General features: G+C 65.2%; 26 protein-coding genes and 1 pseudogene. 14 read left to right on the forward strand and 13 right to left on the reverse strand.

Annotation, left to right across the window (positions count from 1 at the left end; translation table 11 throughout):
• Positions 1-47: 47 nt before the first annotated feature.
• Both VCJ71_RS08915 and spt read left to right on the forward strand, forming a co-directional pair.
• Entirely contained in the window at positions 48-290 is a 243-nt protein-coding gene (locus VCJ71_RS08915; RefSeq protein WP_324640610.1) for an acyl carrier protein, read from the forward strand.
• A 4-nt stretch (positions 291-294) separates the two neighbouring features.
• Positions 295-1,545: a serine palmitoyltransferase gene (gene spt / locus VCJ71_RS08920; RefSeq protein WP_324640611.1), complete on the forward strand. Its 1,251-nt coding sequence runs from the start codon at positions 295-297 to the stop codon at positions 1,543-1,545.
• A gap of 13 nt (positions 1,546-1,558) precedes the next feature.
• Here the strand turns inward: spt and VCJ71_RS08925 are convergent, their stop codons facing one another.
• A complete protein-coding gene (locus VCJ71_RS08925; protein WP_324640612.1) occupies positions 1,559-2,656 on the reverse strand; it encodes a helix-turn-helix transcriptional regulator in 1,098 nt (365 codons plus the stop codon).
• A gap of 205 nt (positions 2,657-2,861) precedes the next feature.
• Here VCJ71_RS08925 and VCJ71_RS08930 point away from each other — a divergent pair, with 205 nt between their 5' ends.
• Together VCJ71_RS08930 and VCJ71_RS08935 are read left to right on the forward strand one after the other, a co-directional pair.
• Positions 2,862-4,514 carry an AIM24 family protein gene (locus VCJ71_RS08930; protein ID WP_324640614.1) on the forward strand — a complete coding sequence of 551 codons (1,653 nt, stop codon included), beginning with the start codon at positions 2,862-2,864 and terminating at the stop codon, positions 4,512-4,514.
• Between the two features lie 52 nt (positions 4,515-4,566).
• Positions 4,567-4,998, forward strand: a complete 432-nt coding sequence (locus VCJ71_RS08935; protein ID WP_324640615.1) for an OsmC family protein — start codon at positions 4,567-4,569, stop codon at positions 4,996-4,998.
• Here the strand turns inward: VCJ71_RS08935 and VCJ71_RS08940 are convergent.
• Positions 4,995-5,642, reverse strand: coding sequence for a YqaA family protein (locus tag VCJ71_RS08940; protein ID WP_324640616.1), 648 nt, complete (start codon positions 5,640-5,642; stop codon positions 4,995-4,997). The genes VCJ71_RS08935 and VCJ71_RS08940 overlap by 4 nt on opposite strands.
• Positions 5,643-5,893: 251 nt before the next feature.
• Between VCJ71_RS08940 and VCJ71_RS08945 the strand changes: the two genes are divergently transcribed.
• The 5 genes and pseudogenes from VCJ71_RS08945 (at position 5,894) to VCJ71_RS08960 (ending at position 9,209) form a co-directional block, all read left to right on the forward strand.
• Entirely contained in the window at positions 5,894-6,535 is a 642-nt protein-coding gene (locus VCJ71_RS08945) for a hypothetical protein (protein ID WP_324640618.1), read from the forward strand.
• A 158-nt stretch (positions 6,536-6,693) separates the two neighbouring features.
• Positions 6,694-6,930 (forward strand): annotated as a pseudogene (locus VCJ71_RS12790) (terminase large subunit domain-containing protein); the annotation flags it as partial.
• A gap of 47 nt (positions 6,931-6,977) precedes the next feature.
• Positions 6,978-7,373, forward strand: coding sequence for a DUF2793 domain-containing protein (locus VCJ71_RS12795; protein ID WP_416379164.1), 396 nt, complete (start codon positions 6,978-6,980; stop codon positions 7,371-7,373).
• Positions 7,374-7,467: 94 nt separating this feature from the next.
• Entirely contained in the window at positions 7,468-8,577 is a 1,110-nt protein-coding gene (locus VCJ71_RS08955; protein ID WP_324640620.1) for an OmpA family protein, read from the forward strand.
• A gap of 65 nt (positions 8,578-8,642) precedes the next feature.
• Positions 8,643-9,209 carry a superoxide dismutase family protein gene (locus VCJ71_RS08960; protein ID WP_324640622.1) on the forward strand — a complete coding sequence of 189 codons (567 nt, stop codon included), beginning with the start codon at positions 8,643-8,645 and terminating at the stop codon, positions 9,207-9,209.
• Positions 9,210-9,228: 19 nt separating this feature from the next.
• On the opposite strand, the gene VCJ71_RS08965 is transcribed toward VCJ71_RS08960, so the two are convergent.
• The 7 genes from VCJ71_RS08965 to VCJ71_RS08995 form a co-directional block, all read right to left on the reverse strand.
• On the reverse strand, positions 9,229-10,839 hold the full coding sequence (locus VCJ71_RS08965) for an MFS transporter (RefSeq protein WP_324640919.1): 1,611 nt from the start codon (positions 10,837-10,839) through the stop codon (positions 9,229-9,231).
• An 8-nt stretch (positions 10,840-10,847) separates the two neighbouring features.
• On the reverse strand, positions 10,848-11,573 hold the full coding sequence (queC, locus tag VCJ71_RS08970; RefSeq protein ID WP_324640624.1) for a 7-cyano-7-deazaguanine synthase QueC: 726 nt from the start codon (positions 11,571-11,573) through the stop codon (positions 10,848-10,850).
• Between the two features lie 51 nt (positions 11,574-11,624).
• Positions 11,625-12,020 carry a hypothetical protein gene (locus tag VCJ71_RS08975; RefSeq protein ID WP_324640625.1) on the reverse strand — a complete coding sequence of 132 codons (396 nt, stop codon included), beginning with the start codon at positions 12,018-12,020 and terminating at the stop codon, positions 11,625-11,627.
• 66 nt (positions 12,021-12,086) lie between these two features.
• On the reverse strand, positions 12,087-12,989 hold the full coding sequence (hslO, locus tag VCJ71_RS08980; RefSeq protein ID WP_324640626.1) for an Hsp33 family molecular chaperone HslO: 903 nt from the start codon (positions 12,987-12,989) through the stop codon (positions 12,087-12,089).
• A gap of 54 nt (positions 12,990-13,043) precedes the next feature.
• Positions 13,044-13,973 carry an ornithine carbamoyltransferase gene (gene argF, locus VCJ71_RS08985; RefSeq protein WP_324640627.1) on the reverse strand — a complete coding sequence of 310 codons (930 nt, stop codon included), beginning with the start codon at positions 13,971-13,973 and terminating at the stop codon, positions 13,044-13,046.
• 8 nt (positions 13,974-13,981) lie between these two features.
• On the reverse strand, positions 13,982-15,172 hold the full coding sequence (locus VCJ71_RS08990) for an aspartate aminotransferase family protein (protein ID WP_324640628.1): 1,191 nt from the start codon (positions 15,170-15,172) through the stop codon (positions 13,982-13,984).
• A 125-nt stretch (positions 15,173-15,297) separates the two neighbouring features.
• Complete coding sequence (locus VCJ71_RS08995) at positions 15,298-16,080, reverse strand: cold-shock protein (protein ID WP_324640629.1); 783 nt, start codon at positions 16,078-16,080, stop codon at positions 15,298-15,300.
• A 236-nt stretch (positions 16,081-16,316) separates the two neighbouring features.
• Here VCJ71_RS08995 and VCJ71_RS09000 point away from each other — a divergent pair, with 236 nt between their 5' ends.
• Genes VCJ71_RS09000 through VCJ71_RS09015 form a run of 4 tightly spaced genes read left to right on the forward strand, consistent with a single transcriptional unit; the run spans position 16,317 to position 20,085 of the window.
• Positions 16,317-17,117 carry a TerC family protein gene (locus VCJ71_RS09000; protein WP_324640630.1) on the forward strand — a complete coding sequence of 267 codons (801 nt, stop codon included), beginning with the start codon at positions 16,317-16,319 and terminating at the stop codon, positions 17,115-17,117.
• Between the two features lie 6 nt (positions 17,118-17,123).
• A complete protein-coding gene (locus VCJ71_RS09005; RefSeq protein WP_324640631.1) occupies positions 17,124-17,522 on the forward strand; it encodes a hypothetical protein in 399 nt (132 codons plus the stop codon).
• Positions 17,523-17,526: 4 nt separating this feature from the next.
• Positions 17,527-18,447 carry a sterol desaturase family protein gene (locus VCJ71_RS09010; protein ID WP_324640632.1) on the forward strand — a complete coding sequence of 307 codons (921 nt, stop codon included), beginning with the start codon at positions 17,527-17,529 and terminating at the stop codon, positions 18,445-18,447.
• A 54-nt stretch (positions 18,448-18,501) separates the two neighbouring features.
• Complete coding sequence (locus VCJ71_RS09015) at positions 18,502-20,085, forward strand: GMC family oxidoreductase (RefSeq protein WP_324640633.1); 1,584 nt, start codon at positions 18,502-18,504, stop codon at positions 20,083-20,085.
• A 121-nt stretch (positions 20,086-20,206) separates the two neighbouring features.
• On the opposite strand, the gene VCJ71_RS09020 is transcribed toward VCJ71_RS09015, so the two are convergent.
• From VCJ71_RS09020 to VCJ71_RS09035, 4 genes are all read right to left on the reverse strand, one after another.
• Positions 20,207-21,562 carry an ammonium transporter gene (locus tag VCJ71_RS09020; protein ID WP_324640634.1) on the reverse strand — a complete coding sequence of 452 codons (1,356 nt, stop codon included), beginning with the start codon at positions 21,560-21,562 and terminating at the stop codon, positions 20,207-20,209.
• A gap of 11 nt (positions 21,563-21,573) precedes the next feature.
• Complete coding sequence (locus VCJ71_RS09025) at positions 21,574-21,912, reverse strand: P-II family nitrogen regulator (protein ID WP_290136328.1); 339 nt, start codon at positions 21,910-21,912, stop codon at positions 21,574-21,576.
• A 167-nt stretch (positions 21,913-22,079) separates the two neighbouring features.
• On the reverse strand, positions 22,080-22,793 hold the full coding sequence (locus VCJ71_RS09030) for an endonuclease/exonuclease/phosphatase family protein (protein ID WP_324640635.1): 714 nt from the start codon (positions 22,791-22,793) through the stop codon (positions 22,080-22,082).
• A gap of 21 nt (positions 22,794-22,814) precedes the next feature.
• A complete protein-coding gene (locus VCJ71_RS09035) occupies positions 22,815-24,338 on the reverse strand; it encodes a peptide chain release factor 3 (RefSeq protein ID WP_324640636.1) in 1,524 nt (507 codons plus the stop codon).
• Between the two features lie 110 nt (positions 24,339-24,448).
• Between VCJ71_RS09035 and VCJ71_RS09040 the strand changes: the two genes are divergently transcribed.
• Positions 24,449-25,024, forward strand: coding sequence for a hypothetical protein (locus VCJ71_RS09040; protein WP_324640637.1), 576 nt, complete (start codon positions 24,449-24,451; stop codon positions 25,022-25,024).
• The last annotated feature ends 3 nt before the right edge of the window (positions 25,025-25,027 follow it).

A 25,027-nucleotide genomic window follows, 5' to 3' on the forward strand; every position in this document is an offset into this window, starting at 1 on the left:
GGCGGGGCTTTGGCGCGAGGTCAGACAGTTTCAGGAGCATCCTCCCCATGGACAGAGCCGAAGTCGACGCCAAGATCCGCTCATTGGTGGAGCCCTTCAACAAGAAGGGCATCGCGATCACCGAAGACACCACTTTCCAGAACGACCTCGAATTCGACAGCCTGACGGTGATGGATTTCGTCGCCGCGATCGAGGACGAATTCGACATCCTCATCTCGATGAACCAGCAGGCCGAAATCGAAACCTGGGGCCAGCTGGTCGACGCCGTCACCAAGCTGCAGGCGGACTGACGCCATGAGCGAGGGCGTTTCGCAGGCCGACCAGCCGCAGGAGCTGGAGGGCGGGGACAAGGACCTGTTCTCCAAGTTCGACCCGATCATCGCACAGCGCAGGGCGCTGCTCGATTCCGGGCTGGAAGATCCCTTCTCCCTCGTGATGGAAAAGGTTCTCAGCCCCACCCGGGCGATCTGCAACGGGCGCGACACGATCCTGCTCGGCACCTATAATTACATGGGCATGACCTTCGATCCGCAAGTGATCGAGGCGGGCGAACAGGCGCTGCGCGATTTCGGCAGCGGCACCACCGGCAGCCGCGTCCTCAACGGCACTTACCAGGGCCACAAGGAGTGCGAGGACGCGCTGCGCGAATTCTACGGCATGGACCATGCCATGGTCTTCTCGACCGGGTACCAGGCCAATCTCGGCATCATCTCCACCATCGCCGGCAAGGGCGACTACATCGTCCTCGACATCGACAGCCACGCCTCGATCTACGACGGCTGCAAGCTGGGCGATGCGGAGATCGTGCCGTTCAAGCACAACGACATCGAGGCGCTGGAAAAGCGCCTCAAGCGCATTCCCGAAGGCGCCGGCAAGCTGGTGATCCTGGAAGGCGTCTATTCGATGCTGGGCGACGTCGCCCCGCTGAAGGACATGGTCCGCATCGCCAAGGAAAACGGCGCAATGGTGCTGGTGGACGAGGCGCATTCGATGGGCTTCATCGGCGAAAACGGCCGCGGCGTCTGCGAAGAGCAGGGCGTGATGGACGATTGCGACTTCATCATCGGCACGTTTTCGAAAAGCGTCGGCACGGTGGGCGGCTTCTGCGTGTCCAACCACCCGAAGTTCGAAATCATGCGGCTGGTCTGCCGCCCCTACGTCTTCACCGCCAGCCTGCCGCCCGCGGTGGTCGCCACCGCAGCCACCAGCATCCGCAAGCTGATGCACGGCAGCAACAAGCGCGCGCATTTGTGGGAAAATTCGCGCAGCCTGCATGCCGGGCTGAAGGAACTCGGCTTCCAGCTGGGCACCGAGGAACCGCAAAGCGCGATCATCGCGGTCATCATGCCCGACCTGCAGCAGGGCGCCATGATGTGGGAGGCGCTGCTGAAGGAAGGCCTCTACGTCAATCTCGCCCGCCCGCCCGCAACGCCCGCGAACATGACCCTGCTACGCTGTTCGCTGTGCGCCGAACATTCCGAGGAGGAAGTCACGACGATCCTCGGCATGTTCGAACGCGCCGGCAAGGCGGTGGGGATTATCTGATCGGCTGGTCCGCCTAGGCGCTGACCGGCAAGAAGCGCCTCAGGATCGAGACGGCTTCGGGCATGCGGCGGCAGCCGAGCTTGGCCAGCGCGGCGCGGTACTGGGTGCGGACCGTCTGGTAGGTCGAGCCGCGATGCGCCGCGACCTGGGCCAGGTTGGCTCCGCCGGCCAGCGCCGCGATCACGTCGGCCTCGGCCGGCGACAAGGCGAAGGCGCGCTGGAGGTGCGCCAAGGTGGCCGGGGTGATGAATTGCGGCAATTCGCCCAGCATCAGCAGCCGCGCGCCGTGGGCCGATGCGATCCGCAGCAGCTGGAAGCGCAGGACCGCGCCGGCCTTGTCGGTGATGGTGATGGTGCCCGTGCCCGCTCCCGTCGCGGCCAGCAATCCGGTGATCGCCGCGGCAAGGAGAGGCGCCTCGTCGGGGTCGCTCGCCGCGAGGCGGCCTGCATCGAGCAACAGGCCGTCCGCATCGGCGAGGCGCGTCTCCGCCGGCCGGTTAGCCTGGATGACGCGCCCGTCGGCGGCAATCACCAGCACTTCGCCGGCGAAACTGTCCGCCACCTTTTCCCACGTATCCGCATGCGCCGCGCCGATGGCGACAGTGGCGCGGATCGCCACCAGCCGGGCCAGCATCGCCTCGTCAGGCCGGATCGCCGCCAGTACGGCATCGGTGAAATCGCCCGCCGCTCGCCCGCGATAGAACGTCAGCCCGCCAAACCCGCCCGCAAGCCGTGTCTTCAGGCCGAGCGCATGGAAGGAATCGTCGCCATTCGGCTCGAGCAATTCGGTCCACAGGGGCGATGCCGCGTAGACCGCCGGCGCAACCAGCTCGCTCATGCGGATGAAGCTATCGAAGCGGGGATCGACCAGCATGGCGTGGGTCCACACGTCGCGGGCGGCGTATTCGGCGTGGTAGCGAGCGACCATTTCGGGCGTCCACGCATTCTCGTAGACAAACATCGCCTCCACCGCGGGCCCTGTCGCCCAGCCCGATGCAAAGCCGTGCGCACCGACCATATCGGCGTATTCCCGCACGAGCTTGCGATAGGCCGCGTCGCTCAAGGCTGCGTCGAGGATCGCCTCCACCGACGCGGTAGTTTTCGTTGCCATGTCTTGCCCCGTCCCCCGAACGAACAATTAGGTTGCAAGGGCCAGAAAAGGAACAGGAATGTTGCGGGAAGGAATTGGGCGCCGCGCCGAGATCGAAATAATAGCGGCGACCGGTACGAATCCTGGACCGCACCGTTTACCTTCGCGTGCGCAGGCCCGATAAGGGGCGCTTGGCACAGCGGGCGAACATTGTGGGAGTGATCCGGTGAGGGCGGTGCTCGCGTGGCTGGGGCGGACCGGCTTGCTCTACCTGTTGCTGTTCGCCGGCATCGCATTCTTCGTGTTCGCGTGGCCCGCGGTGCGCGGGGGGCTGTCGGGCGAGAGCCTGCGGCACGACGCGATGAGCGTGGAGGCGGTGCGCGAACAGCTGGCCGAAGACCGGCAGGCGGCGCAGGCCGGGCTGGAAGCGCGGGTTGCCGAGGCCGGCACTCTCGGCAGCGAAGGGCTGGCCGAGCGGCGCGGCGCCCTGGTGCAGGAGCGCGCGGCCATCGACGGCGAGCTTGCCGAAGGTGGCGGCTGGCTCGATTCCATTCGCCCCTCGCGCATCCTCGCGCGCAAACGGCTCCAATTGCGCCGCGCGGCGGTGGAAGCGGAACTTGCCGCTATCGACCTGGCGCGGGAAAAGGATGCGCGGCAGGCGGCGGTCACAAGGGCGACAAGCGCGCTCGAGGAATACCGCCGCATCCCGACCGAACGGGCCATCGCGATCTCGCGCGGGCTGTGCCGCGATGCCACCGCCGAACTGGAAGCTTTCGACGAGCGGGAGGCGCTGGACCGCGCCGCACGGCAGATCTTCCTGCTCCAGCGCGCGCGCCTCGACAGCGAACGCCGACGCACATGCGATCTTGCGGAAAGCCGGGCCGCGACCCGGGAACGCGGGCTGGCGGCACGCGACGCGGTGATCGAGGCGCGGGCCCGGCTGGCGGAGGCGCAGGACATCCTCGCCGCGCCTCTGCCCGATCCCGCCGCCGGTGTTTCCGACACGACCCTGCGCGACATCGCCTTGCGCGCCTTGCTGGCGCTGCTTGCCGTGCTGCTCATCCCGTTCACGATCAGGGTGCTGTTCTACTATGTGTTCGCCCCCATCGTCGCGCGCGGGGCGCCGATCCGCCTTGCCGTGCCGAGCGGGCTCGGCATCGTGCCGCAGGCCGAGGGCGGATCGCGGCCGACGCTGTCGGTCACTTTGGCACAAGGCGAGGAATTGCTGGTCCGCCAAAGCTATCTGCAATCGAGCCCTGCCGGCGCGGACATGCGCACGCAGTGGCTGCTCAGCTGGGGCAGCGTCCTCACCAGCCTTGCGAGCGGCATGGCCTTCCTCACCCGGGCACGCGGGGCGGGCGGGACCTACGGGATCTCCGCGCGCGAAGACCCCTTTGCCGAAATCGCCCGGATCGACCTGCCGCGCGGCTCCGCGCTTGTCATGCAGCCGCGCGCGCTGGCGGCCATCGTCCAGCCGGAAGGGCAGCCGATGCCGGTCCGCAGCCGGTGGCGGCTGTTCAGCCTGCACGCCTGGCTCACCTTCCAGCTTCGCTATCTCGTCTTCCACGGGCCCGGCGCGCTGATCGTGAAAGGCGGCCGCGGAGTGCGGATCGAGCCTGCGACCGGCGGGCGCCGCTTCGGCCAGGACCAGTTGGTCGGTTTCTCCGCCCACACCGCCTACACGGTCACCCGCAGCGAGACCTTCCTCCCCTACTTCTTCGGGCGGGAGCCACTGTTCCGCGACCGGGTGGCGGATGTCGATGGGGCTGAGCCCGGCATCCTGGTGATCGAGGAAGCGCCGATGGCCGGCCGCCGCAAGGGCGTGCGCGCCGGGCTGGAAGGCGCCTTCGATGCGGTGCTGAAAGCCTTCGGCATCTAGCGCGCGGAACCGCAAGGGCGCGTCGCCCGTCTCCTCCCCGAAGGAGAAAACCATGACGATCAAGAAACACGGCAGCGCAACCTATGAAGGCCTCGGCAAAAGCGGCAAGGGCCACGTGTCGACGGAATCGGGCGCGCTGTCCGCCCAGCCCTATGGCTTCAACACGCGTTTCGAAGACGGCAACGGCACCAACCCCGAAGAGCTGATCGCAGCGGCCCACGCCAGCTGCTTCACCATGGCGCTGGCGTTCCAGCTGGCCGACGCGGGGCACGAGGACGGCACGCTGACCACCGACGCGGAAGTCAGCCTGGAAAAGGACGGCGACGGCTTCACCGTAACGAAGTCCGCGCTCAGCCTGAAAGGCAAGGTGCCCGGGCTGGACGAGGCGAAATTCATGGAGCTGGCGGACAAGGCGAAGGCCAATTGCCCCATCTCCAAGCTGCTGAACGCCGAGATCACGCTCGACGCGACATTCGAAGGCTAGGCGGCCGCTTCGACGGGCGCGGCGGCGCAGGGATCATCCTCGCCGCCGCCGCCACCCAGCTGGGTGATGGCCAGGACGCCCCCGACCACCAGAACGACGAAGGCGGTGGTGACGAGGCCGAGATACTTCTCGATGAACGCCTTGATCGGGCGGCCGAACACGCGGAACAGGATACCCACCGTCAGGAAGATCAGCGCGCGCCCGGCGATGCTGGCGAGGATGAACGGCACCAGCGCCATGCCGAGGAAGCCGGCGGTAATCGTCAGTAGCTTGAACGGAACGGGCGTTGCGGCCGCGATGATGACCGCGATGACGCCGTACTGGTCGAAGGTGCATTGCGCCGCCGGCAGGCTGTCGATCAGCCCGATCGCGGTCAGCAGCGGCACGCCCACCGTATCGAACAGCAGGTAACCGATCGCATAGCCGAACAGCCCGCCGATCACGCTGGCAGCAGTGGCGATCAGGCCGAATCGGATCGCCTTTTTCGGCTCTGCCAGGCACATCAGCCCCAGCAACGGATGCGGCGGCACCGGGAAAAAGCTCGCCTCGATGAAGCAGAAGAAGGCCAGCCACCATTCCGCATGGGGGTGCGAGGCCTTTTCCATCACCCAGTCGTACAAGGCGCGCAGCCAGCGGCTGATCATGTGCAGCGATCCCGTATCCCGCCCGCCGGGGCGGCGGGAGCGTCTGCTGCGGATTAGGCGAGGCGACGCGCGTTGGCAATCGCGAGCGTATAACCTATTTGGCACTTTTTTATTGACATCGTCACGCTCTTTGGTTAGAGATACGGAACATCGCGATAGTGTGATTCGAGACCGAAAGGGTCTGGGCGGCGCTCCGGCAGGGGTAGCCGCCTTTTTCGTGTCCGCTGTCGCCGGGCGGGAGGAAACACACCATGGCGCGCACGAAGACTGTTCAGCCGGCTTGGGAAGACCCGTTTATAGAAGCGTTAGGTCGCTCCGGAGTTGTCGCCCGGGCGGCGCGCGAAGCGGGCGTTTCCGAGAGGACGCCCTACAAGCGACGCGAAACCTGTCCCGGCTTCGCAAAGCGCTGGGACGAAGCGAAAGCCGGAGCAATCGCCGCGAGATGCGTTGGCGAAACACCCGGCCCGGTGGGCGCGCCAACTCTGCGCAAGTGGCGGCAGGCCTTTCTGGTCGCCCTTGCGGAAACCTCCAATGTGTCGGCGGCCGCCCGGCACGTGAATGTGCCGGCAAGCGAAGCCTATGCGGCGCGCCGCACCGACAGGCCATTCGCTTCGGCCTGGCAGGCCGCCCTCTACGAAGGGTATCTGAACCTTGAGATGGAGGTGCTCGGTCATCTGCGCGATCCCGATCCGGAACGGAAGATGGACGTCGCCAACGCCCTGCGCCTTCTGGGTGCTCATCGGGAAACGGCGGCGCGCGAGTGGGCGAAGCGCAGCCATGTCAGCGCGGCAGACGTGCGCGCCTCGATCGACCGCAAGGTGGAGGCGCTGCGCAAGCAGGTGGCGGCCCGCCAACGCGCCGAGCGCGGCAATCGGGACGGCGCGCCGCAATGAATCGCTCGAAAATCTATCCCGCAGCGCTGCCGAAGGAACTGGACCGCTTCGTGAAAAGCCTGTCGCAGCCGGACAAGGATGAATTCGACTGGCACTTCGGCAACAGCGCGCATGACGGGCAGCTCCCGCCCGATGGCGACTGGCGCACATGGCTGATCATGGCCGGTCGCGGTTTCGGCAAGACAAGGGCGGGTGCCGGGTGGGTCAGGAGCGTTGCCGAAACCGACGAACAAGCCCGCATCGCGCTGGTCGGCGCATCGCTGGGCGAAGTGCGCGCGGTGATGGTGGAAGGCGAAAGCGGTCTCATGTCGGTCGGCCCGCCGGAGAGACGGCCGGTGTTCGAACCTTCGCTGCGGCGCCTGCGCTGGCCGCATGGGCCCGAAGCGATGCTGTATTCCGCGGCGGAGCCCGAAAGCCTGCGCGGCCCTCAGCACAGCCATGCATGGTGCGACGAGCGGCCAAGGAGGCGACCCTCAACGAAGCGATCGTGCGTCTCGACTGCCTCGTCCATCCCGTCGTCCTGGGTGAAGCATCATCCCAGCCGGCCAATCCGCAAGACGGGGACGCCTGGATCGTGGGCACGGCGGCAAGCGGCATATTCACCGGGCACGACGATGCAATCGCCTGTTATGCGTCAGGCGCTTGGCATTTCCTCGAAGCCTCCTCCGGAATGGTCGTATTCGACGCGAATCTGGCGATTTTCCGGCGATTCGATGCAGGTTGGCAACAGCCCGCCTCTATCTCGGACCCATCGGGCGGGACGAGCGTTGACAACGAAGCACGGGTGGCTATCGGCGAGATATGCCAACTCTTGCGGGAAGCAGGCCTTCTCGCCTAAGTGGGCGTAACGGGGAAATTTTTTTCCCGCGTCCGAAACCAATCGCAAGGGCGACCGTTGAAGGCCGTCCGTAATATCACAAGGGGAATTGGACATGAGGCAGTATTTGTTGAGTGCAGTCGCACTCGGCGCCATCGTCGCCGCGCCCGCAATGGCGCAAGACACTGGCGCTTATGCCGGTATCGAAGGGGGCGTCGTGTTCCCTGACGATATCGAGTATAGTGTTGTTACCATCGATAACGCGGTCGAAATCGACCACGACATGGGCTTCGACGTCGGCGGTATCGTCGGCTACGACTTCGGCGGCTTCCGCATCGAAGGCGAAGGCTCGTGGAAGAAGGCCAACGTCGACACGATCATCGCGAACGTGGGCTCGGCTCCGGGCACGTTTGACGGGAACGGCGACCTTCAGATTTTCAGCGCCATGCTGAACGGCCTAGTCGACTTCGGCAGCGACGACGGCGTGAACTTCTTCGCCGGTGCCGGCCTCGGTATCGCAGAAGTGCAGACCGAATTCTCGAACCTCGGCGCTGGCGGTAATTACATCGTTAACGAAGACTACGACGAATTCGCATGGCAGCTGCTCGCTGGCCTGCGCTTCCCGCTGAGCGACCGCGTCGACCTCGGCGTCAAGTATCGCTACTTCAACGTGGAAGACATCGACACTGCCGCCATTACCGGCGACGCTGTCGGCTTCGACGTTTCGACCCACTCGGTGCTGGCCCAGCTGCTGGTGAACTTTGGTGGTACCCCGGCTCCGGTGATCGTGCCGACCGCACCGCCGCCGCCGCCGCCGCCGCCGCCCCCGCCCCCGCCCCCGCCGCCGCCGACCCCGCCGGTCGTCCAGGCTCCGTGCGAGACGGGCCCGTATATCGTGTTCTTCGACTGGGATCAGTCGGACATCACTCCGGAAGCGGCACAGACGCTGAACCAGGCTATCGCGGCTTACGGCAACTGCGGCACCGCCCGCATCATGCTCGCCGGTTACACCGACACTTCGGGTTCGAAGGAATACAACATGGGCCTCGCAGCCCGTCGTAACGCTTCGGTCCGCGAATACATGACGGCCCGCTCGGTCCCGGCAAGCCGGATCACCAGCGAAGCCTTCGGTGAAGAAAACCTGCGCGTTCCGACCGCCGACGGCGTTCGCGAACTGCAGAACCGTCGCGTCGAAATCATGTACGGCCCCAACTCGGGCATGTAACACTTCGACACGTCGAAAAATTCGAGAAGGGGCCGGAGCGATCCGGCCCCTTTTTCGTTGGTGGCATGACAATCAGCCTCGAGGAGCCGACCATGCGCCGCCAGACCATTGCCGCCAGTATTGCCAGTCTTACCCTGATGGGTACGGCCGGATGCGCCACCTATTCGGAAGTCCCGACCGATCGCGTAGCAGAAGCACGGCTTAGCTATGCGAACGGCCTACCCGCGGGCACAGCCCAGTTCTATGTCACCGGCGCCGGGGAGTTGCGCGTCACCGGTGCCTTCGCGGGGTTGAGCGAGGGGCCGCACGGCTTCCACCTTCACACGACCGGCTCCTGCGAAGCACCCGGGTTCCAGAGCGCCGGCGGCCACCTGAATCCCTATAGTCGGGAGCATGGGACGGATAACCCGGCCGGCGCGCATTTGGGCGACCTGCCAAACCTGACTGCCGCCGCCGACGGCACGGCCCGGATTACCGCAGTCGTGTCGGACGACGCGGACGCCGCGCTTGCAGCGATCTTCGATGGCGACGGCACGGCCGTAATGATCCACGCAGGTGCAGACGATTATTCCAGCGACCCGGCCGGCGATGCCGGATCCCGCATCGCCTGCGGCGTGGTCGTCCGGCGCTGAGCGCCAGCTCTCCTGAATCTCAGTCGATCTCCTCGCCGGCCGCTCGGGCCCGCTCGATGACACTGTTACCGGCCGCCGGTACGAGCTTCAGTGCTGCCAGCAGCAGAACGAAGCCGAGTGGGGCGACCACCAGCGTGGAAAGCATCCCGGTGCTAAGGCCGCCCGGGGTTACGGCCGAGACATAGCCGGCCATGAACGGGCCGATGCCAAGGCCTACTAGCGTGGTCGAAAGGAAGAAGATCGCCGTCGCCATCCCGCGCATCCGCGGAAGGACCAGCGCTTGGCTGCTTGCAGCGGCGGCGCCGAGCGCGGATGCGGACGTCATCTGTGCCACGAAGCTGGCGACGTAGAAGGTCGTCAGATCGGTGGTCGTGTATGCGACGATGATCGGCGGCAGCGACGTCACCAAGCCGAACATGATGACCATCACCCGCCCGTTGGCAAACCGCTCGAGCAAAGAGTCCGCCATACGCCCGCCCAGAATCACGCCGAGGAATCCGGCGACAGCGGAAGGCGCGCCGAGGAACCAGCCCAGTTCGGTCTTTGCAGCGCCCAGGTTTCGTTCGGCGAAAGGGGCACCCCAGTAGGATGCCGAGTAAGCCATGAAAGCCACCGTGCCGTAGCCGAGGACCACGGTGAGGAAGGCGGGCGAGCCCCAGGTAAGGCTGAAGGTCGGATAATCGCGGGCGCGCAAGGCGGTGGCCCAGCTGAAGACGGCGTAATAGCCGACACCGAGGAACAGCCACTGGTCGCTAATTCCCGGAACGATCGACGATGTCGCGCCGGCCGTCACCTTGGACAGAACGACGGCGAGGATCGCAAAGGCGGCAAGCCCTGCGAGGTTGAGCAAAAGGGCGCCCGCGCCCTGCTTTGCCGCGCCGAAGATCGTGAACGGAGGAATGACCGCGAGCAATTCTTCGAAGAAACCCTTGAAGGGCTTGGGGTTCTCGGGAGTCGGAAGACCGTCGATCGCGCCGCGGACAGGTTCCTTCAGCGAAACCACCCAGAGAGCGAGAAGCAGCCCCGGGATACCGACCGACAGAAACGCAGCCTGCCAGCCGACAAGGCCGAGAGGCCCGCCTCCCGGATAGGCCTCGTTCCAGTTCTCGACGACCAGGCCGCCGATCAGCAGCGAAATGCCACCGCCGATGTACAGGCCGCTGGAATAGATCGCGAGGGCCGTGGCCCTCAGGCGGGCGGGAAACCAGTCGGCAATCAACGAATAGGCCGACGGACTTGCGGTCGCTTCCCCGACCCCGACACCGATACGTGCGACGGTAAGGGTGGTCGCATTCTTTGCGAAGCCAGATAGCGCAGTCATCGTCGACCACAGGAACAAGCCGACGCTCAACAGTCGGACACGCTTCCAGCTATCGGCAAGCTTACCCAGCGGAATTCCGAAAAGGGCGTAGAAGACGGCGAAGGCTGTGCCGTAGAGAAAGCCGAGGTAATCGTCGGCAACCCCGAGATCCGCTTTGATGTCGTTCGCAAGGATGGACAGGATCTGCCGATCAATGAAATTCAGCACGTAGACCAGAACTAGCACGCTGAGAGCGTACCAGCTGTAGGTCGGCACCTTGTCGTTGGCTGGAGACGTCGCGGGCGTGTGCTCGCTGTCCTGTCCGGGCATTGCTGACATCAGGCGTTCTCTCCGATTGGCGGCGCATCGGCCGGATAGGGCAGCGGGTCGACAAGCCCCGCCTTGGCAAAGCCGACGCGGCGCAGCCGGCAGCTGTCGCAGGCGCCGCAGGGGCGCCCGTCTTCACGCGGATCGTAACACGACCAGCTCATGCCTGCATCCAGGCCGAGCCGTGCCGCCTCCGCCGCGATATCGGCCTTGCTCATATGCTGGAGCGGGGCGTGAACGGTGAAGCCTTCCCCTTCGACGCCCTGCCTGGTGGCAAAATGCGCGGTCCGGGCGAAGCTTTCGATGAATTCCGGACGGCAGTCGGGATAACCCGAATAATCGAGCGCATTGACCCCGATGAAGACGTCGCGCGCGCCCGCTGCCTCGGCAAAAGCGATGGTCAGAGAAAGAAAAACCAGATTGCGGGCGGGTACGTAAGTAACGGGAATATCGCCGCCCAATCCGTCCTTCGGTACCGCGATGTCGTCAGTCAGTGCAGAACCGCCAAACCTGGACATGTCGAGCGGCAGGACGACATGGCGTGCAACGCCTATGGCTGAAGCGACTTCCCGCGCCGCGTCCAATTCGCGCCGGTGGCGCTGGTGGTAGTCGATCGAGAGGGCGTGGATCGCATAGCCCTGTTCGCGCATCAGCCCGGCGACGACCATGGAATCGAGTCCGCCGGACAGCAGCAGCACGCCGCGCCTTTCGGTGGTTTCGGAATGGCCGCTGCTCATGACCCTTGGGCTAGACGCGGTGCGCGCGCCTGACAAGCGTCGGTAGGTGGATCAACGGCAGCTGCCGGTCCGACGCGCCTCCACGTCCAATGCGAAAGGCATGCCGCCGCGAATCCCCTGGGTATCGATCTGGACGAGACCGTCCGTCTCCTTGCGCACGAGCGTACGACCGTATCCGCGTCCCTGGCAGGTGTAATTCACATCCACCTCCTTCGCGCCGTCCTTCACCGTGAAATATCTGCACGCGAGGCCCGGATGGCCGATCTGCAGCAATTCGCTACCGGTTCGCAGGCAGACGCGCTGTGGCGGTTCGCCATCGCGGAACCTGAGGACGTAGCTGCCCTTTTCCAGCGAGCGCAGCATGGCCAGTTCCGGCGCCTGCGCGGACGCCGGGATTGCGGCGAAAGACAAGGCGCAGAATGCGGCAAGCGCCGTCAGTCTAGACATAATCGCCTCCTTTTCTCGAGGCCGAATAATTGCGGCCATCTGGCCCGATTGCGCCTGAATTGCGATTCAAGCTTCAAGAGCGAACTTGCGTGAACAGAAGGCGCAATCGACGGTTATCGTTCCCTCCTCGTCACGCATCTCTGCCTGTTCGTCCTTCGGGAAGCGGGCAATTACGGATTCGAAATGCTCGACCGTGCAGCGGCAGCCGCGGTGCAGCAGCGGTCCCTGCTCGACCAAGACTTGCTCCTCCTCGTGAAAAAGCCGCCAGATCACCGATTCCAGCGACAGGTCGCTATCGAGCAGTTCCTCACCCGTCACGCTGCCGCCCATGATCGAGACATGCTCCCATTCGCGGTGCTCTTCGCGAGTGGCAATCCGATCGCGGCCGTCTTCGCCTTCGGCAAGATGCTGCAGCAGGAAGCCGGCGGCCATGCAGTTGTCGCCGTCGCAATCGACGGCGATCCGCAGCATGGTGGGCACTTGTTCCGATTGGTCGAAATAGGTTTCGCACGCCTCGGCAATCGACGAGCCTGCCAGCGGCACGATGCCCTGATACCGTTCCTCTGCAACGGCGAGGTCGAACGTCACGGCGAGGTAGCCTTCCCCGAACAAACGCTCCAGCGACCGGTCGACGCCCAGATCAGCGACAGCGGCGGGGTCGTAGTCGACATAGCCGCGCAGCTCCCCGTCACGGTAATCGCAAACGAGCAGCGACACCGGTCCCGACTTCGCCTGCGCCTGCAGGGTGAGCTGGCTGCCCTCGTCCTTGAGCAGGCTGCCGACGAGCGCCGTGACGGTCACCGCTTCGGCCAGCAGGTGGCGGATGGGCGGCGGATAACTGTGCGCCGACAGGATGCGTTCCAGCACCGGCCCGATACGCACCGCACGGCCACGTGCGTTGCGCGCCGGCAGGCTGAAGGACAGGGTGTGATCGATAAACAGTTCGGCCGAAGGGGATTGTTCGTTCATGCCGCGCATATGGGCGCGGCGGCGCGCGTTTTTAAGTCCCGGCCGGAAAGCGGCTCAGATCTGCGCGAAACACCAGCGCAGGATAGATTTCTGGGCATGCAGGCGGTTTTCCGCTTCGTCGAACACGACCGATGCTTCGCTCTCGAACACGTCTTCGCTCACCTCGTCGCCGACATGGGCTGGCAGGCAGTGGAGGAAGATCGCTTCGTCCTTCGCCTCGGCCATCAGCGCGGCATCGACCCGGAAAGGCTCCATCGCCGCCAGCTTCGCATCGGCGTGTTCCTGGCCCATCGAAATCCACGTATCGGTCACCAGCACGTCCGCGCCGCGGGCAGCGGCGGCGGCATCCTGCGTCAGCGTGACCGCGGCGCCATTGGCGCGCGCCATGGCGACGAACTCCTCATCGGGCTCGTAACCGGCCGGGGTCGCGACGCGAACGTTGAACTTGAAGATCCCTGCCGCCTCCAGGATCGAATGCAGCACGTTGTTGCCATCCCCGAACCAGGCGAGTTCAAGCCCCGGCAGGGCCTTCCCATGCTCGATCACCGTCATCAGGTCGGCGACGATCTGGCACGGGTGGGACCGATCGGTAAGGCCGTTGATTACCGGCACATCGGCATGGCGAGCGAGTTCTTGGGTTTTCGCGTGATCGTCCGTCCGGATCATGATCGCGTCGACCATCCGGCTGAGCACCCGCGCCGTATCGGCGATGCTCTCCCCGCGCCCGAGCTGGCTCGTCCCCGCATCGAGAATCAGCGCGCTGCCGCCGAGCTGCCGCATCGCGACATCGAAACTGACGCGTGTCCGGGTCGAGCTCTTCTCGAAGATCATGCCCAGGACATGGCCCGCGAGCGGCGCGTCCTTGTCCGGCCTGCCACGCGGAAATATGACGCGCGCAGCCTTGCGCTCATGCGCGTCGCGGAGGATCGTGGCGAGCCCGTCGCCGCCCGCATCGCCAAGGTCGAGGAAGCTGCGCGCTGTCATGGTACCCCCTAGCCGGCGGGAACGACGAAATCCGCCGCCCCGGCCGAAAGCTTTTCGAAGAATTCGTCGATCTCCGCATCGCCGATCACCAGCGGCGGCAGGACCCGCAAGGTCTGGTCGCCCGCGGCCACAGTCAGCAGGTCATGGCTGTCACGCAGGTGCACCATGAACGGGCGGCTCTCCACCTTCATGCGCAGGCCCAGCATCAGGCCCATGCCGCGCACATAGTCGAACAGGTCGGGATAGTTGCCGATGAATTGTTCGAGCCGGCTGCGGATCTTTTTCCCCTTGGTGCGGACTTCGGAGAGGAATTCGTCATTCGCCACGGCATCGAGCACGGCCATGCCCGCCGCCATCGCCAGCGGGTTGCCGCCGTAGGTCGAACCGTGGGTGCCGAAACCCATTCCGCGCGCTGCTTTTTCGGTCGCCATGCAGGCGCCGAAGGGAAAACCGCCGCCGATGCCCTTGGCGGTAGCGACCACGTCGGGCGTGATGCCGTATTGTTCGTAAGCATACAGCGTCCCGGTGCGCGCGACGCCGCATTGCACCTCGTCGAGAGCCAGCATCAGGTCATGCTCGTCCGCCAGGGCACGCAGGCCCTGCATGAATTCCATGCTGGCCGGGCGGATGCCGCCCTCGCCCTGGATCGGCTCGACCAGGAAGCCGGCCGTCTGCGGCCCGACCGCTGCCTTCGCGGCCTCCAGATCGTCGAATTCGACATAGCGGAACCCGCCGAGGAGCGGCTGGAAGCCCTTGTGCATCTTTTCTTGGTTGGACGCGCTGATGGTGGCCATCGTGCGGCCGTGGAATGCGTTGGCGAAGGTGATGATTTCCGTCCGGTTCGCATCGCCATCGTCGTGCTGGTGATAGGCGCGCACGGTCTTGATCGCCGTCTCCACCGCTTCGGCACCGGAGTTCGTGAAGAACACCGTATCGGCAAAGGTCAGGTCGACCAGCCGCTGGGCCAGCGCCTCTCCCTGCGGGCTGCCGTAGAGGTTCGAGACATGCATGAGTTCGGCGGCTTGGCGCTGGATGGCACCGATCAGCCCCTCGTGACTGTGGCCCAGCAGATTCACTGCGATCCCGCTGGCAAAGTCGAGATAACGCGTGCCGTCCTCGTCGATCAGGTGACAGTGCTCTCCCCGTACGGGGCGCACGTCGCAGCGCGGGTAGACGGGCATGAGGGGCGTGATGGACATGTCTTGGGCTAATCCTTGAATTTCGAATTCTGTTTCAAACGCAAAATGGCGACCCCACGCGGGCCGCCATTCGCGCTGTCTTGCAGCAGTCCTGGACCGGAATTCCGGCCCGGAACGGCAGACGGTCAGCCCTGCGCAGGGACGAGATTGACCGCCGAATACTTGCCGCGTCGGTCGACTTCGAGGTCGAATTCGAAGCGGTCGCCCTCGTTGATCTCGCTAAGACCCGAGCGTTCCACCGCGCTGATGTGCACGAAAGCATCCGGCTGGCCATCGTCGCGGGTGATGAAGCCGAAGCCCTTCATCGAATTGAAGAACTTCACGGTGCCGCTGGCTTTCTCGCCGGTCAGCTCGCGCCGCGGGGCAGCGTTGGTCTGAACGGCGATTACGTCGCCGACGACCTGCAGGTCCGCTGCCGACACCTTGCCGCCGCGGTCCACGAGGTTGAACTGCAGTTCCTGCCCTTCGGCGAGCCCTTCCAGGCCTGCGCGTTCCACTGCGCTGATGTGGACGAACACGTCTTCGCCGCCGGCATCCTGCTGGATGAAGCCGAAGCCCTTCTGGGCGTTGAAGAACTTCACCTTGCCGGAACCGGTGCCGACGACCTGTGCGGGCATGCCGCCGCGCTGGCCGCCGCCGCCGCCGCCACGGAAGCCACCGCCTCCGCCGCCGCCGCCGCCGCCGCGATAGCCACCGCCACCGCCACCACCGCGATTGTCGCCGCCGCCGAAGCGATCGCCGCCACCGCCGAAACGGTCGCCACCGCCGCCACCGAAGCGGTCACCACCACCGCCAAAACGGTCGCCGCCACCGAAATCGGACGGCCCGCCGAACGGATCGAAATTGTCTTCGCCGATATTGTCCCGCTTGTCGCGTCCGCGGCCGCGCCGGCCCCTGTCAAAACCCATAATACTTCAAACACCCAAATCGCCGCCCGCTTGATTCGCCGATCCGGAAAGCAGACGGTACCCCCCCGGATCGTCACGCACGACGGGCCAGCCGGCCCGATACAACGCACGCTTTGGGCCTGTGCATAACCCAAGAAATCGCGACACGCGAACAAAATTGGCTGAAAAGCCCAAAGTCGCATGTGGAGATGGCGAAACCTGTTGTCGGGAAGTCGCACCCGCGGCATGGCAGGCGCATGGAAATCATGAGCCTTCTGAGCGATCCGGCCGCTTGGGCCGCGCTGTTCACCCTCATCGTCCTCGAAGTCATTCTGGGGGTCGACAATCTCATCTTCATCGCGATCTTGTCGAACAAGTTGCCGGAGCACCAGCAACAGCGTGCACGCCGCATCGGCCTGGCCCTGGCGCTGGTCCTGCGCATCGGGATGCTCATGCTGATCGGCTGGCTGGTGACACTTCAGCAACCCCTGTTCGATCTCGGCCTGGTCGGCGCTGCCAACGAATATGGCGAGCCGTCCTTCGAAACGGCTTTTTCCGGCCGCGACCTTATCCTGTTGGCAGGCGGCCTGTTCCTGCTGTGGAAGGCCACGAAGGAAATCCACCATTCCATGGAGCCGGAAGACAACACCGGCGACCTGCTCGACAAGACACCCGGCAAGGCAGCCGTAACTGCCACCTTCGGCGCCGTGATCGCGCAGATCGTGGCGATCGACCTCGTCTTTTCCGTCGATTCGATCCTGACCGCAGTCGGCATGACCGACGAAATCCCGATCATGGTCACTGCGGTGGTCATTACCGTCGGTATTATGATGATCGCCGCCGATCCCCTCGCCAAGTTCATCGAGAAGAATCCCACGCTGGTCATGCTGGCGCTGGCGTTCCTCGTGATGATCGGCCTGGTGCTGGTCGCGGACGGTTTCGGGTTCCATGTGCCGAAGGGATATATCTACGCTGCGATGGGCTTTTCCGTCGGCGTCGAAATCCTGAACATCGTCCAGCGGAACCGGCGACGCAGGTTGGCGCAAGAGGCGGGCTAGCGTTCCGTGATAGACCAGCTGCTTCAGTTCGGCGGCTCGCTGGCGGCTATCCTGGCCCTTTTCCTCCTGGCGGGCTGGCTGAAGCTCGGCGGGGTCGGGCGGATCGACGGTCCCGAGCATGCGATGGCGCTGGCGAGCGAGGTCGACCTGCATTTCGCCCCGAGGGACGTGATTGTGGATCGCGAAGGCCGCGCTGCCATCCTTTTCGACGGCGCGGCAGTGATGCTGCTGATGCCGCACGGCAACAAGTTCGTCGGCCGCGTGCTCGGCCCGGCTGCCCGGGTCGAGCGGACGGGCGAAGGACTGTCCGTGCACAGTGGCGAGCGGCTGCACCGCCCCGTCGAGATGGCTCTCGATCACGAGGAGGCGGAGGCTTGGTTCGCGCGGCTTCGCGCCCTAGACTAGCGCCGTGCCCGATTTCTCACCCACCGAATACGCCGTGCCCGGTTTCGTCATGCTCGTGCTGGCCGAAATGGTCTGGGCCCGGCTGCGGCGGCCGGAGGCCTACGAACCGCGCGACACGCTGACCAGCCTCGCCTTCGGACTCGGCAGCACGGTTTCGGGCCTGCTGTTCGGCGGCCTCTTCCTCCTTCTCTACCTCGCGCTGTGGGAATACCGGCTGTTCGATATCGGCTGGGTGTGGTGGGCCTGGGCATTGTGCTTCGTGCTGGACGACCTTGCCTATTACTGGATCCACCGCGCCGGCCACCGGATCCGCTGGTTCTGGGCGAGCCACGTGAACCACCATTCGAGCCAGCATTACAACCTGTCCACCGCCCTGCGCCAAAGCTGGACGGGGTTCCTGACACTGGGCTTTGCGTTCAAGCTGCCGCTGGTGCTGCTCGGCTTCCACCCGGTGATGATCGCGATCTGCGGCGGCTTCAACCTGATCTACCAGTTCTGGATCCACACCGAGTCGATAGGCCGGATGCCGCGCTGGTTCGAAGCGGTGATGAACACGCCGAGCCACCACCGCGTCCACCACGCCACCAATCCGCGCTATCTCGACCGCAACTATGCAGGGGTCTTCATCGTGTGGGACCGGATGTTCCGCACATTCCAGCCCGAGGTGGAAGATGCGGACGAGCCGATCCGCTACGGCATCGTCAGGCAGCTCGGCACGTTCAACCTCCTGTGGTCCGTCTTCCACGAATGGATCGGCATAGCGCAGGACATGTGGCGCGCCCCGTGGCGGCACAAGCTATCCTACCTGCTGCGCGAGCCCGGCTGGAGCCATGACGGCAGCCGCCAGACCAGCGACACGATCCGCGCGCGCTGGCGGGAACGGAGGGGCGAAGGCTCCGGACCCGGAAATTCCCCGCAAGCTTAAATCGTTGCGCCCCTTTAATCGCTCGCTTAATCCTTGTGACCGAGGAGAGCGAGCATGGATGAATTCGACGTCATCGTCGTCGGCGGCGGTAGTGCGGGCAGCGCGGCGGCCGGGCGGTTGGCAGCAGCGGGCAAGAGCGTTTGCCTGCTGGAGGCCGGCGGCCGGAACGACAATTTCTTGATCAAGACGCCGGGCTTCATGCCCTTCCTGCGCAACAGCTCCAACTATCGCTACGACACGGTCCCGCAGAAGGGGCTGAAGGGCCGCATCGGCTACCAGCCGCGCGGGCGCGGCCTCGGCGGGTCGAGCGCGATCAACGCGATGGTCTATATCCGCGGCAACCGTTTCGATTACGACCAGTGGGCCGAACTCGGCTGCGACGGCTGGGCCTATGACGATGTCCTGCCCTATTTCAAGAAGGCCGAATGCAACGTTCGTGGCCAGAGCGAGTACCATGGCGGCGACGGGCCGCTGTGGGTCAGCGACCAGAAATACGCGAACCCCGCCAGCAAGGCTTTCGTCGAAAGTGCAGCCTCGCTCCAGCTGCCGCGCAACACAGACTTCAACGGCGAGAAACAGGCCGGTTTCGGCATGTACCAGGTGACCCAGAAAGACGGCGAGCGCTGGTCGGCCAGCCGCGCCTATATCGAGCCGCTCCGCGACCGAAAGAACCTCGACGTGCGCATCGGCGTGACGGTGCAGCGGCTGGAGATCGCGGATGGCCGCGTCACCGGCGTGACCTACTCCGTCGGCAAGAAGGAGCGCACGATCACGGCGCGCGGCGGCGTGATCCTGAGCGCAGGCGCCTTCAATTCGCCGCAAATCCTCATGCTGTCGGGCATAGGGCCGGGCGCGCATCTGCAGGAACACGGGATCAACGTGGTCGACGACCGTGCCGCCGTGGGCAGCGATCTGCAGGACCATATCGACTACGTCTCCAGCTGGGAGACCGAGTCGAAGGAGCCTATCGGCGACAGCATCGCCGGCAGCATCCGCATGGTGAAGGCGATGATCGAGCACCGCCGCCAGCGCACCGGGATCATGACCACCCCCTATGCCGAAAGCGGCGGCTTCTGGACCGTGATGCCCGATGCGCCGGCTCCGGACGTCCAGTGGCATTTCGTGCCGGCGATGCTGGAGGATCACGGGCGCGAGAAGGTGAAAGGGCACGGTTTCTCGCTCCACGCCTGCGTGCTGCGCCCGGAAAGCCGCGGGACGGTGCGGCTGGGAAGTCGCAACGCCGCCGACGCGCCCCGGATCGACCCCAATTTCCTCGACGACGAGCGCGACATCGCGACGCTGCGCGCGGGCGTGCGCCTGTCGCACCGGATCGCTTCCGCCCCGCCGCTGTCGGACTATGCGCCGAAGGACCGCTATCCCATCGACCTCGACGACGACGGGCAGCTCGACGATCTCATCCGGAGCCGCGCCGACACGGTATACCACCCGGTCGGCACCTGCCGCATGGGCGCCGACGAGGCTTCGGTCGTCGATACCCGGCTTAAGGCGCGCGGAGTCGACGGGCTGTGGATTGCCGATGCCAGCATTATGCCCCGCCTCGTCAGCGGCAACACCAACGCGCCCAGCATCATGATCGGCGAACGCTGCGCCGACTTCGTGAAGGACGCGCTCGGCTGAAGTTCGGCAAAAAAAGGGACCGGAGCTTGCACTCCGATCCCAAGGATATTCCGCAGGAGGAACATCGGTTGGCGAGGCCGGTGAGGAGAGAGAGTTCCCGGCCCCGCCAATCTGGTTAAGATCAGTTGTAGGCGCGCTCCCCGTGTTCGGAGATGTCGAGGCCGTTGACTTCGGTCTCTTCGTCGACCCGCAGCCCGGTGACGAGCTTGGCGATGAAGCCGGCGACCAGCGTTCCGATCGCGGCCCACACGATGGTCACGACCACGCCTTCGGCCTGGATGAAGAGCTGCGCGAGCGTTGCGGTCGATCCGTCTCCGGGGCCGCCGATGAACGGCTGGTAGACGATGCCGGTACCCAGCGCGCCGACGATGCCGCCCACGCCGTGGATGCCGAAGGCATCGAGGCTGTCGTCGTAACCGAACTTCTGCTTCACCTTGGCGACGAAGAAATAGCACACGATCGAGGACGCGATGCCGAGCAGGATCGCCCCGAACGGACCGCTGTTGCCGGCAGCCGGGGTCACGGCGACGAGGCCGGCGATGACACCCGAACAGAAGCCCAGCGCGCTGCCCTTGTGCCCGGCCAGCCGCTCGATCACCATCCAGGTCAGCGCCCCTGCCGCCGTGGCGACGAAGGTGTTGATCATGGCGAGGCCGGCAACACCGTCAGCTTCCAGTTCGGAGCCGGCATTGAAGCCGAACCAGCCAACCCACAGCAGGCCGGTGCCGATCATCGTCATCGTCAGGCTGTGCGGCGGCATGGGCTCAGCCGGATAGCCGCGGCGCTTGCCGAGGAGATAGGCGAGCACGAGGCCCGACACACCTGCGTTGATGTGGACCACGGTCCCGCCGGCGAAATCGAGCGCACCGGCATCGAACAGCAGGCCGCCATCCCACCACACCATGTGGGCGATGGGGAAATAGACGATGGTCAGCCAGATCGGCACGAACACCATCACCGCGGTAAATTTCATCCGCTCCGCCGTCGCGCCCAGGATCAGGGCGGCGGTGATGGCCGCGAAGGTCATCTGGAAGCTGATGAAGACATATTCGCTGATGACCTCGTCGCTGAAGGTGGCCGCCGTGCTGTCGGCAGTCGTGCCCGTCAGGAACAGGTTGCCCCAGCTGAAGAAGCTGTTGCCTTCAGGCCCGAATGCGGTGGAATACCCCCACATCACCCACACCAGCATCGCCAGCGCGGCGGTGGCGCCGATCTGGGTCATGGTGCTGAGCATGTTCTTCGATCGCGTCAGGCCGCCGTAGAACAGGGCGAGGCCGGGCAGGATCATCAGCAGGACGAGGACGGTGGAGGTCATCATCCAGGCGTTGTTGCCGGGGTTGGCGACGGCAGCCGCCGCCTCGGTCGTGGCGCCCGCAATCGGCGTACCCGCTTCGGTTGCAGCATCCTGCGCCCATGCGGCGGAGGCGGAAACGATGCTGCCGGCGGCAGCGCAGAAACCCGTGATTTTCTTGAGCATGTCGGTCCTCCTCAAAGTGCCGCGTCGCCGGTTTCGCCGGTGCGGATGCGGGTGGTGGACGAAAGGTCGAGGACGAATATCTTGCCGTCGCCGATGCTGTCGGTGCTGGCGACTTCCTGGATCTTCTCGACCACTTGCGGCGCCAGCGCATCGCTCGCGGCGATCTCCAGCTTGACCTTCGGCAGCATGTTGGTGGCGTATTCCGCGCCGCGATAGATTTCGGTCTGGCCCTTCTGGCGGCCGAAACCCTTCACCTCGGACACGGTCATGCCAGCGACCCCGATCTCGCCGAGGGCTTCGCGCACCTCGTCGAGCTTGAACGGCTTGATGATGGCGACGATGTATTTCACGTGAGCGCCCCCCTGTTGCGATATGGAAACCCGGACACGCGCAAAACGCGCCCTTCGCACTTGCAGCAAGAGCCGTGCCAGAATGTAAGAAATCGCAATACGGGGGGCACGCGGCGCAATTTGCAATTAGCGAGAGCCCGGCCGAGTCACATTTTTATGCAGCTGCCTTAATTTTCGGCATCTGCTTTCGGCAGCCGCAGGTGCGCATAGACGGGCAGGTGGTCGCTGCTTACCGCGGCGAGGTCGCTGCCGTGCACATCGGTGTGGGACACCCGCCAATGGTCGCTCACCACGATCCGGTCGAGCGTGCCGAGCGGGCGATGCGCGGGGAAGGAGCGGCCCGGTGACAGCACGGTCCAGTCCTGCCCGCCGAACGCCCTCAGCGCACCCTTGTTGGGCAGCCATTCGTTGAAATCGCCCATAAGCACGGTCGGGCATTCGGCTTCGTCGGCACAGTGTTCGATCACCGTGCGCAGTTGGTCGCGCCGCCTTAGGCCGGTGAGGCACAGGTGCATGCCGACCATGCGAACCCGGCGCCCGCCCACCGACAGGTCGGCCCGCACCGCCCCGCGCGGTTCGATCGTCGGCAAGTCGACGCGGCAGGTGCCCGTCACCTCTATCCCCTCGCGCAGCAGCAGCGCATTGCCGTGCCAGCCGAGCGAATGGGGCCGCTCGGCCACCGCGGCGGCGTGCCAGCCGTGCCGTTTCAGCAAGTCTTTCGGCAGCACCGATGCGCGATTGCCGAAGCGCATGTCGGCTTCCTGCAAGGCGACGATATCGGCGTCGATCTCGTCGATGACCGCCAGGATGCGCGCCGGGTCGCGGCGGCGGTCCCGCCCCACGGCCTTGCGAATATTGTAGCTGGCGACGGTCAGTTCCATGCGCACCCTTCGGCCGCGAACCTAGCGTTCTTTCGTCGCGGAGAAAGTCAGCTTGGGATTTTTCTCTTCCTGGTAGCCGACGTCCCACGGCGACTTCGCCATGAAGACGAGGTCGCCGTCGCGGTCCTTGGCCAGGTTGGCGCGATTGAACTTCTCGAATTCATCCATCGCGGCCTGATCGCCCTTCAGCCAGCGTGCGGTGGCAAAGGGAGAGGCTTCCAGCTTCGCTTCCACCTTGTATTCGGCCGACAGCCGGCTGATCAGCACCTCGAGCTGCAGCTGGCCGACCACGCCGACGATCCACTGCCCGCCGATTTCCGGATAGAAGACCTGGATCACCCCCTCCTCGGACAGGTCGTCCAGCGCCTTGCGAAGCTGCTTGGTCTTGGTCGGATCGACCAGCTGCACGCGGCGCAGGATCTCCGGAGCGAAGTTGGGCAGGCCGGTGAAGCGGATTTCGTTCTTCTCGCTCAGCGTGTCGCCCACGCGCAGCGTGCCGTGGTTGGGGATGCCGATGATGTCGCCGGGATGCGCCGTGTCGGCAATCTCGCGGTCCTGCGCGAAGAACAGGATCGGCGAATGGACCGCGATCGGCTTGCCGAGGCCGCTCGGCGTCAGCTTCATGCCGCGCTTGAACGTGCCCGACACCTGCCGCATGAACGCGATGCGGTCGCGGTGGTTGGGGTCCATGTTGGCCTGGACCTTGAAAATGAAGCCGGTCACCTCGTCCCGGCCCGGATCGACCTGCTCCTCGCCCGCCGGCTGGGGACGCGGCGGGGGCGCGAATTTCGCGATCGCCTCGATCAGTTCGGTCACGCCGAAATTCTTCAGCGCAGAGCCGAAATAGACCGGGGTCAGGTCGCCGGCGCGATAAGCCTCCAGGTCGAATTCGGGATAGCCGACCTGCGCCAGCTCGGCCTCTTCCGCGAAATTCTCAGGTATCGACGGATCGCTGTCGACCGTGCCGAGGAATTCCTTCGACGGTCCTTCGGGCCGCGCGACCGCGCCGCTCTCGAAATCCAGCACGCCTTCGAACTGGCCGCCCATGCCGATGGGAAAGGCCTGCGGGCTGACGTCGAGGGCCAGCATGTCGGCGATCTCGTCCAGCAGTTCGAAGACCGGCCGCCCTTCGCGGTCGACCTTGTTGACGAAGGTGATGATCGGCACGCTGCGCAGGCGGCAGACTTCGAACAGCTTGCGGGTCTGCGGCTCGATCCCCTTGGCCGCGTCGATCACCATGATGGCGGAATCGACAGCCGTCAGGGTGCGATAGGTGTCTTCGGAGAAATCCTCGTGCCCCGGAGTATCGAGCAGGTTGAAGGTGATCCCGTCACGCTCGAACGTCATGACGCTGGAGGTCACGGAGATACCGCGCTGCTGTTCGATCTTCATCCAGTCCGAGCGCGCCCGCCGGGCCGCCCCGCGCGCCTTGACCTCGCCCGCGAGATGGATCGCGCCGCCGGTCAGCAGGAGCTTCTCGGTCAGCGTGGTCTTGCCGGCGTCGGGGTGCGAAATGATCGCGAAGGTTCTGCGTTCGGAGGACATGGCTGGCCGCTTAGCCGCACCGCCGCCGCGCGTCCACGATGCAGCACCGACGGGCAACCGAATGGCAAGAAATCGGTGCTATCCGCCAACCGTATTCGAAGGGGGTCCGAATGAAGAAATCACTCGTCACACTGGCGCTGCTTGCGCTCGCCGGCTGCGGCAGCAACCTGCCGGCCAACACCTACGACCTGCCGCCGGAGGAGGTATACCAGCGGCTGGTCGCGGGCGATCTCGAAGATTTCAAGAATCGCATGCGATGCGGCATCGATATCTTCATCCAGCAGGGCGGCACCACCAACCAGAGTGTCTCCTACCGCGTCAGCAGCGGTTCGCAGTCGGTCGCCAGCTTCGATGTCGAGCTGGTCCCGGTCGACGGCGGGATGACGGAAGTGAAGATCAACCTGCCACCCAAGGGCGACGGGGAGATCTACGATGGCACCCAAACGGTCGCGCGCCCGGCCTTCCGCCAGCCGCTGCGGATGGGCGTGGAGGAAATGGTCGCATCCAGAATCGAAGGCCGCGCCTTCAATATCGAAGGGATGCCCAACCTCGATATCAACGGCCCTTGCTTCATGCAGAAGGAACAGTGGCGCATGGGTCAGACGCCGAAAGTCGGCGATCCGATTTCGGGATCGCGTGCCTACGGCTCGCGCGACAGCAGCCTGTCCGACGACTGGGGCGAGTGACGC

It is taken from the genome of Pseudoblastomonas aquimaris (genome assembly GCF_035481675.1).
In the GTDB taxonomy this organism is placed as follows: domain Bacteria; phylum Pseudomonadota; class Alphaproteobacteria; order Sphingomonadales; family Sphingomonadaceae; genus Alteriqipengyuania_B.

Coding starts and splice junctions, on each gene's coding strand:
- queC (WP_324640624.1), bottom strand. CDS start 11,573: ATGAGCAGCGGCCATTCCGAAACCACCGAAAGGCGCGGCGTGCTGCTG.
- VCJ71_RS09030 (WP_324640635.1), bottom strand. CDS start 22,793: ATGGAACTGACCGTCGCCAGCTACAATATTCGCAAGGCCGTGGGGCGG.
- VCJ71_RS08995 (WP_324640629.1), bottom strand. CDS start 16,080: ATGGGTTTTGACAGGGGCCGGCGCGGCCGCGGACGCGACAAGCGGGAC.
- VCJ71_RS09035 (WP_324640636.1), bottom strand. CDS start 24,338: ATGTCCTCCGAACGCAGAACCTTCGCGATCATTTCGCACCCCGACGCC.
- VCJ71_RS12795 (WP_416379164.1), top strand. CDS start 6,978: ATGGTGCGACGAGCGGCCAAGGAGGCGACCCTCAACGAAGCGATCGTG.
- VCJ71_RS08945 (WP_324640618.1), top strand. CDS start 5,894: ATGGCGCGCACGAAGACTGTTCAGCCGGCTTGGGAAGACCCGTTTATA.
- VCJ71_RS08960 (WP_324640622.1), top strand. CDS start 8,643: ATGACAATCAGCCTCGAGGAGCCGACCATGCGCCGCCAGACCATTGCC.
- VCJ71_RS08940 (WP_324640616.1), bottom strand. CDS start 5,642: ATGATCAGCCGCTGGCTGCGCGCCTTGTACGACTGGGTGATGGAAAAG.
- VCJ71_RS08965 (WP_324640919.1), bottom strand. CDS start 10,839: ATGCCCGGACAGGACAGCGAGCACACGCCCGCGACGTCTCCAGCCAAC.
- VCJ71_RS08935 (WP_324640615.1), top strand. CDS start 4,567: ATGACGATCAAGAAACACGGCAGCGCAACCTATGAAGGCCTCGGCAAA.
- VCJ71_RS08925 (WP_324640612.1), bottom strand. CDS start 2,656: ATGGCAACGAAAACTACCGCGTCGGTGGAGGCGATCCTCGACGCAGCC.
- VCJ71_RS08915 (WP_324640610.1), top strand. CDS start 48: ATGGACAGAGCCGAAGTCGACGCCAAGATCCGCTCATTGGTGGAGCCC.
- VCJ71_RS09000 (WP_324640630.1), top strand. CDS start 16,317: ATGGAAATCATGAGCCTTCTGAGCGATCCGGCCGCTTGGGCCGCGCTG.
- VCJ71_RS08990 (WP_324640628.1), bottom strand. CDS start 15,172: ATGTCCATCACGCCCCTCATGCCCGTCTACCCGCGCTGCGACGTGCGC.
- spt (WP_324640611.1), top strand. CDS start 295: ATGAGCGAGGGCGTTTCGCAGGCCGACCAGCCGCAGGAGCTGGAGGGC.
- VCJ71_RS09020 (WP_324640634.1), bottom strand. CDS start 21,562: ATGCTCAAGAAAATCACGGGTTTCTGCGCTGCCGCCGGCAGCATCGTT.
- argF (WP_324640627.1), bottom strand. CDS start 13,973: ATGACAGCGCGCAGCTTCCTCGACCTTGGCGATGCGGGCGGCGACGGG.
- VCJ71_RS08955 (WP_324640620.1), top strand. CDS start 7,468: ATGAGGCAGTATTTGTTGAGTGCAGTCGCACTCGGCGCCATCGTCGCC.
- VCJ71_RS09015 (WP_324640633.1), top strand. CDS start 18,502: ATGGATGAATTCGACGTCATCGTCGTCGGCGGCGGTAGTGCGGGCAGC.
- hslO (WP_324640626.1), bottom strand. CDS start 12,989: ATGAACGAACAATCCCCTTCGGCCGAACTGTTTATCGATCACACCCTG.
- VCJ71_RS09040 (WP_324640637.1), top strand. CDS start 24,449: ATGAAGAAATCACTCGTCACACTGGCGCTGCTTGCGCTCGCCGGCTGC.
- VCJ71_RS08975 (WP_324640625.1), bottom strand. CDS start 12,020: ATGTCTAGACTGACGGCGCTTGCCGCATTCTGCGCCTTGTCTTTCGCC.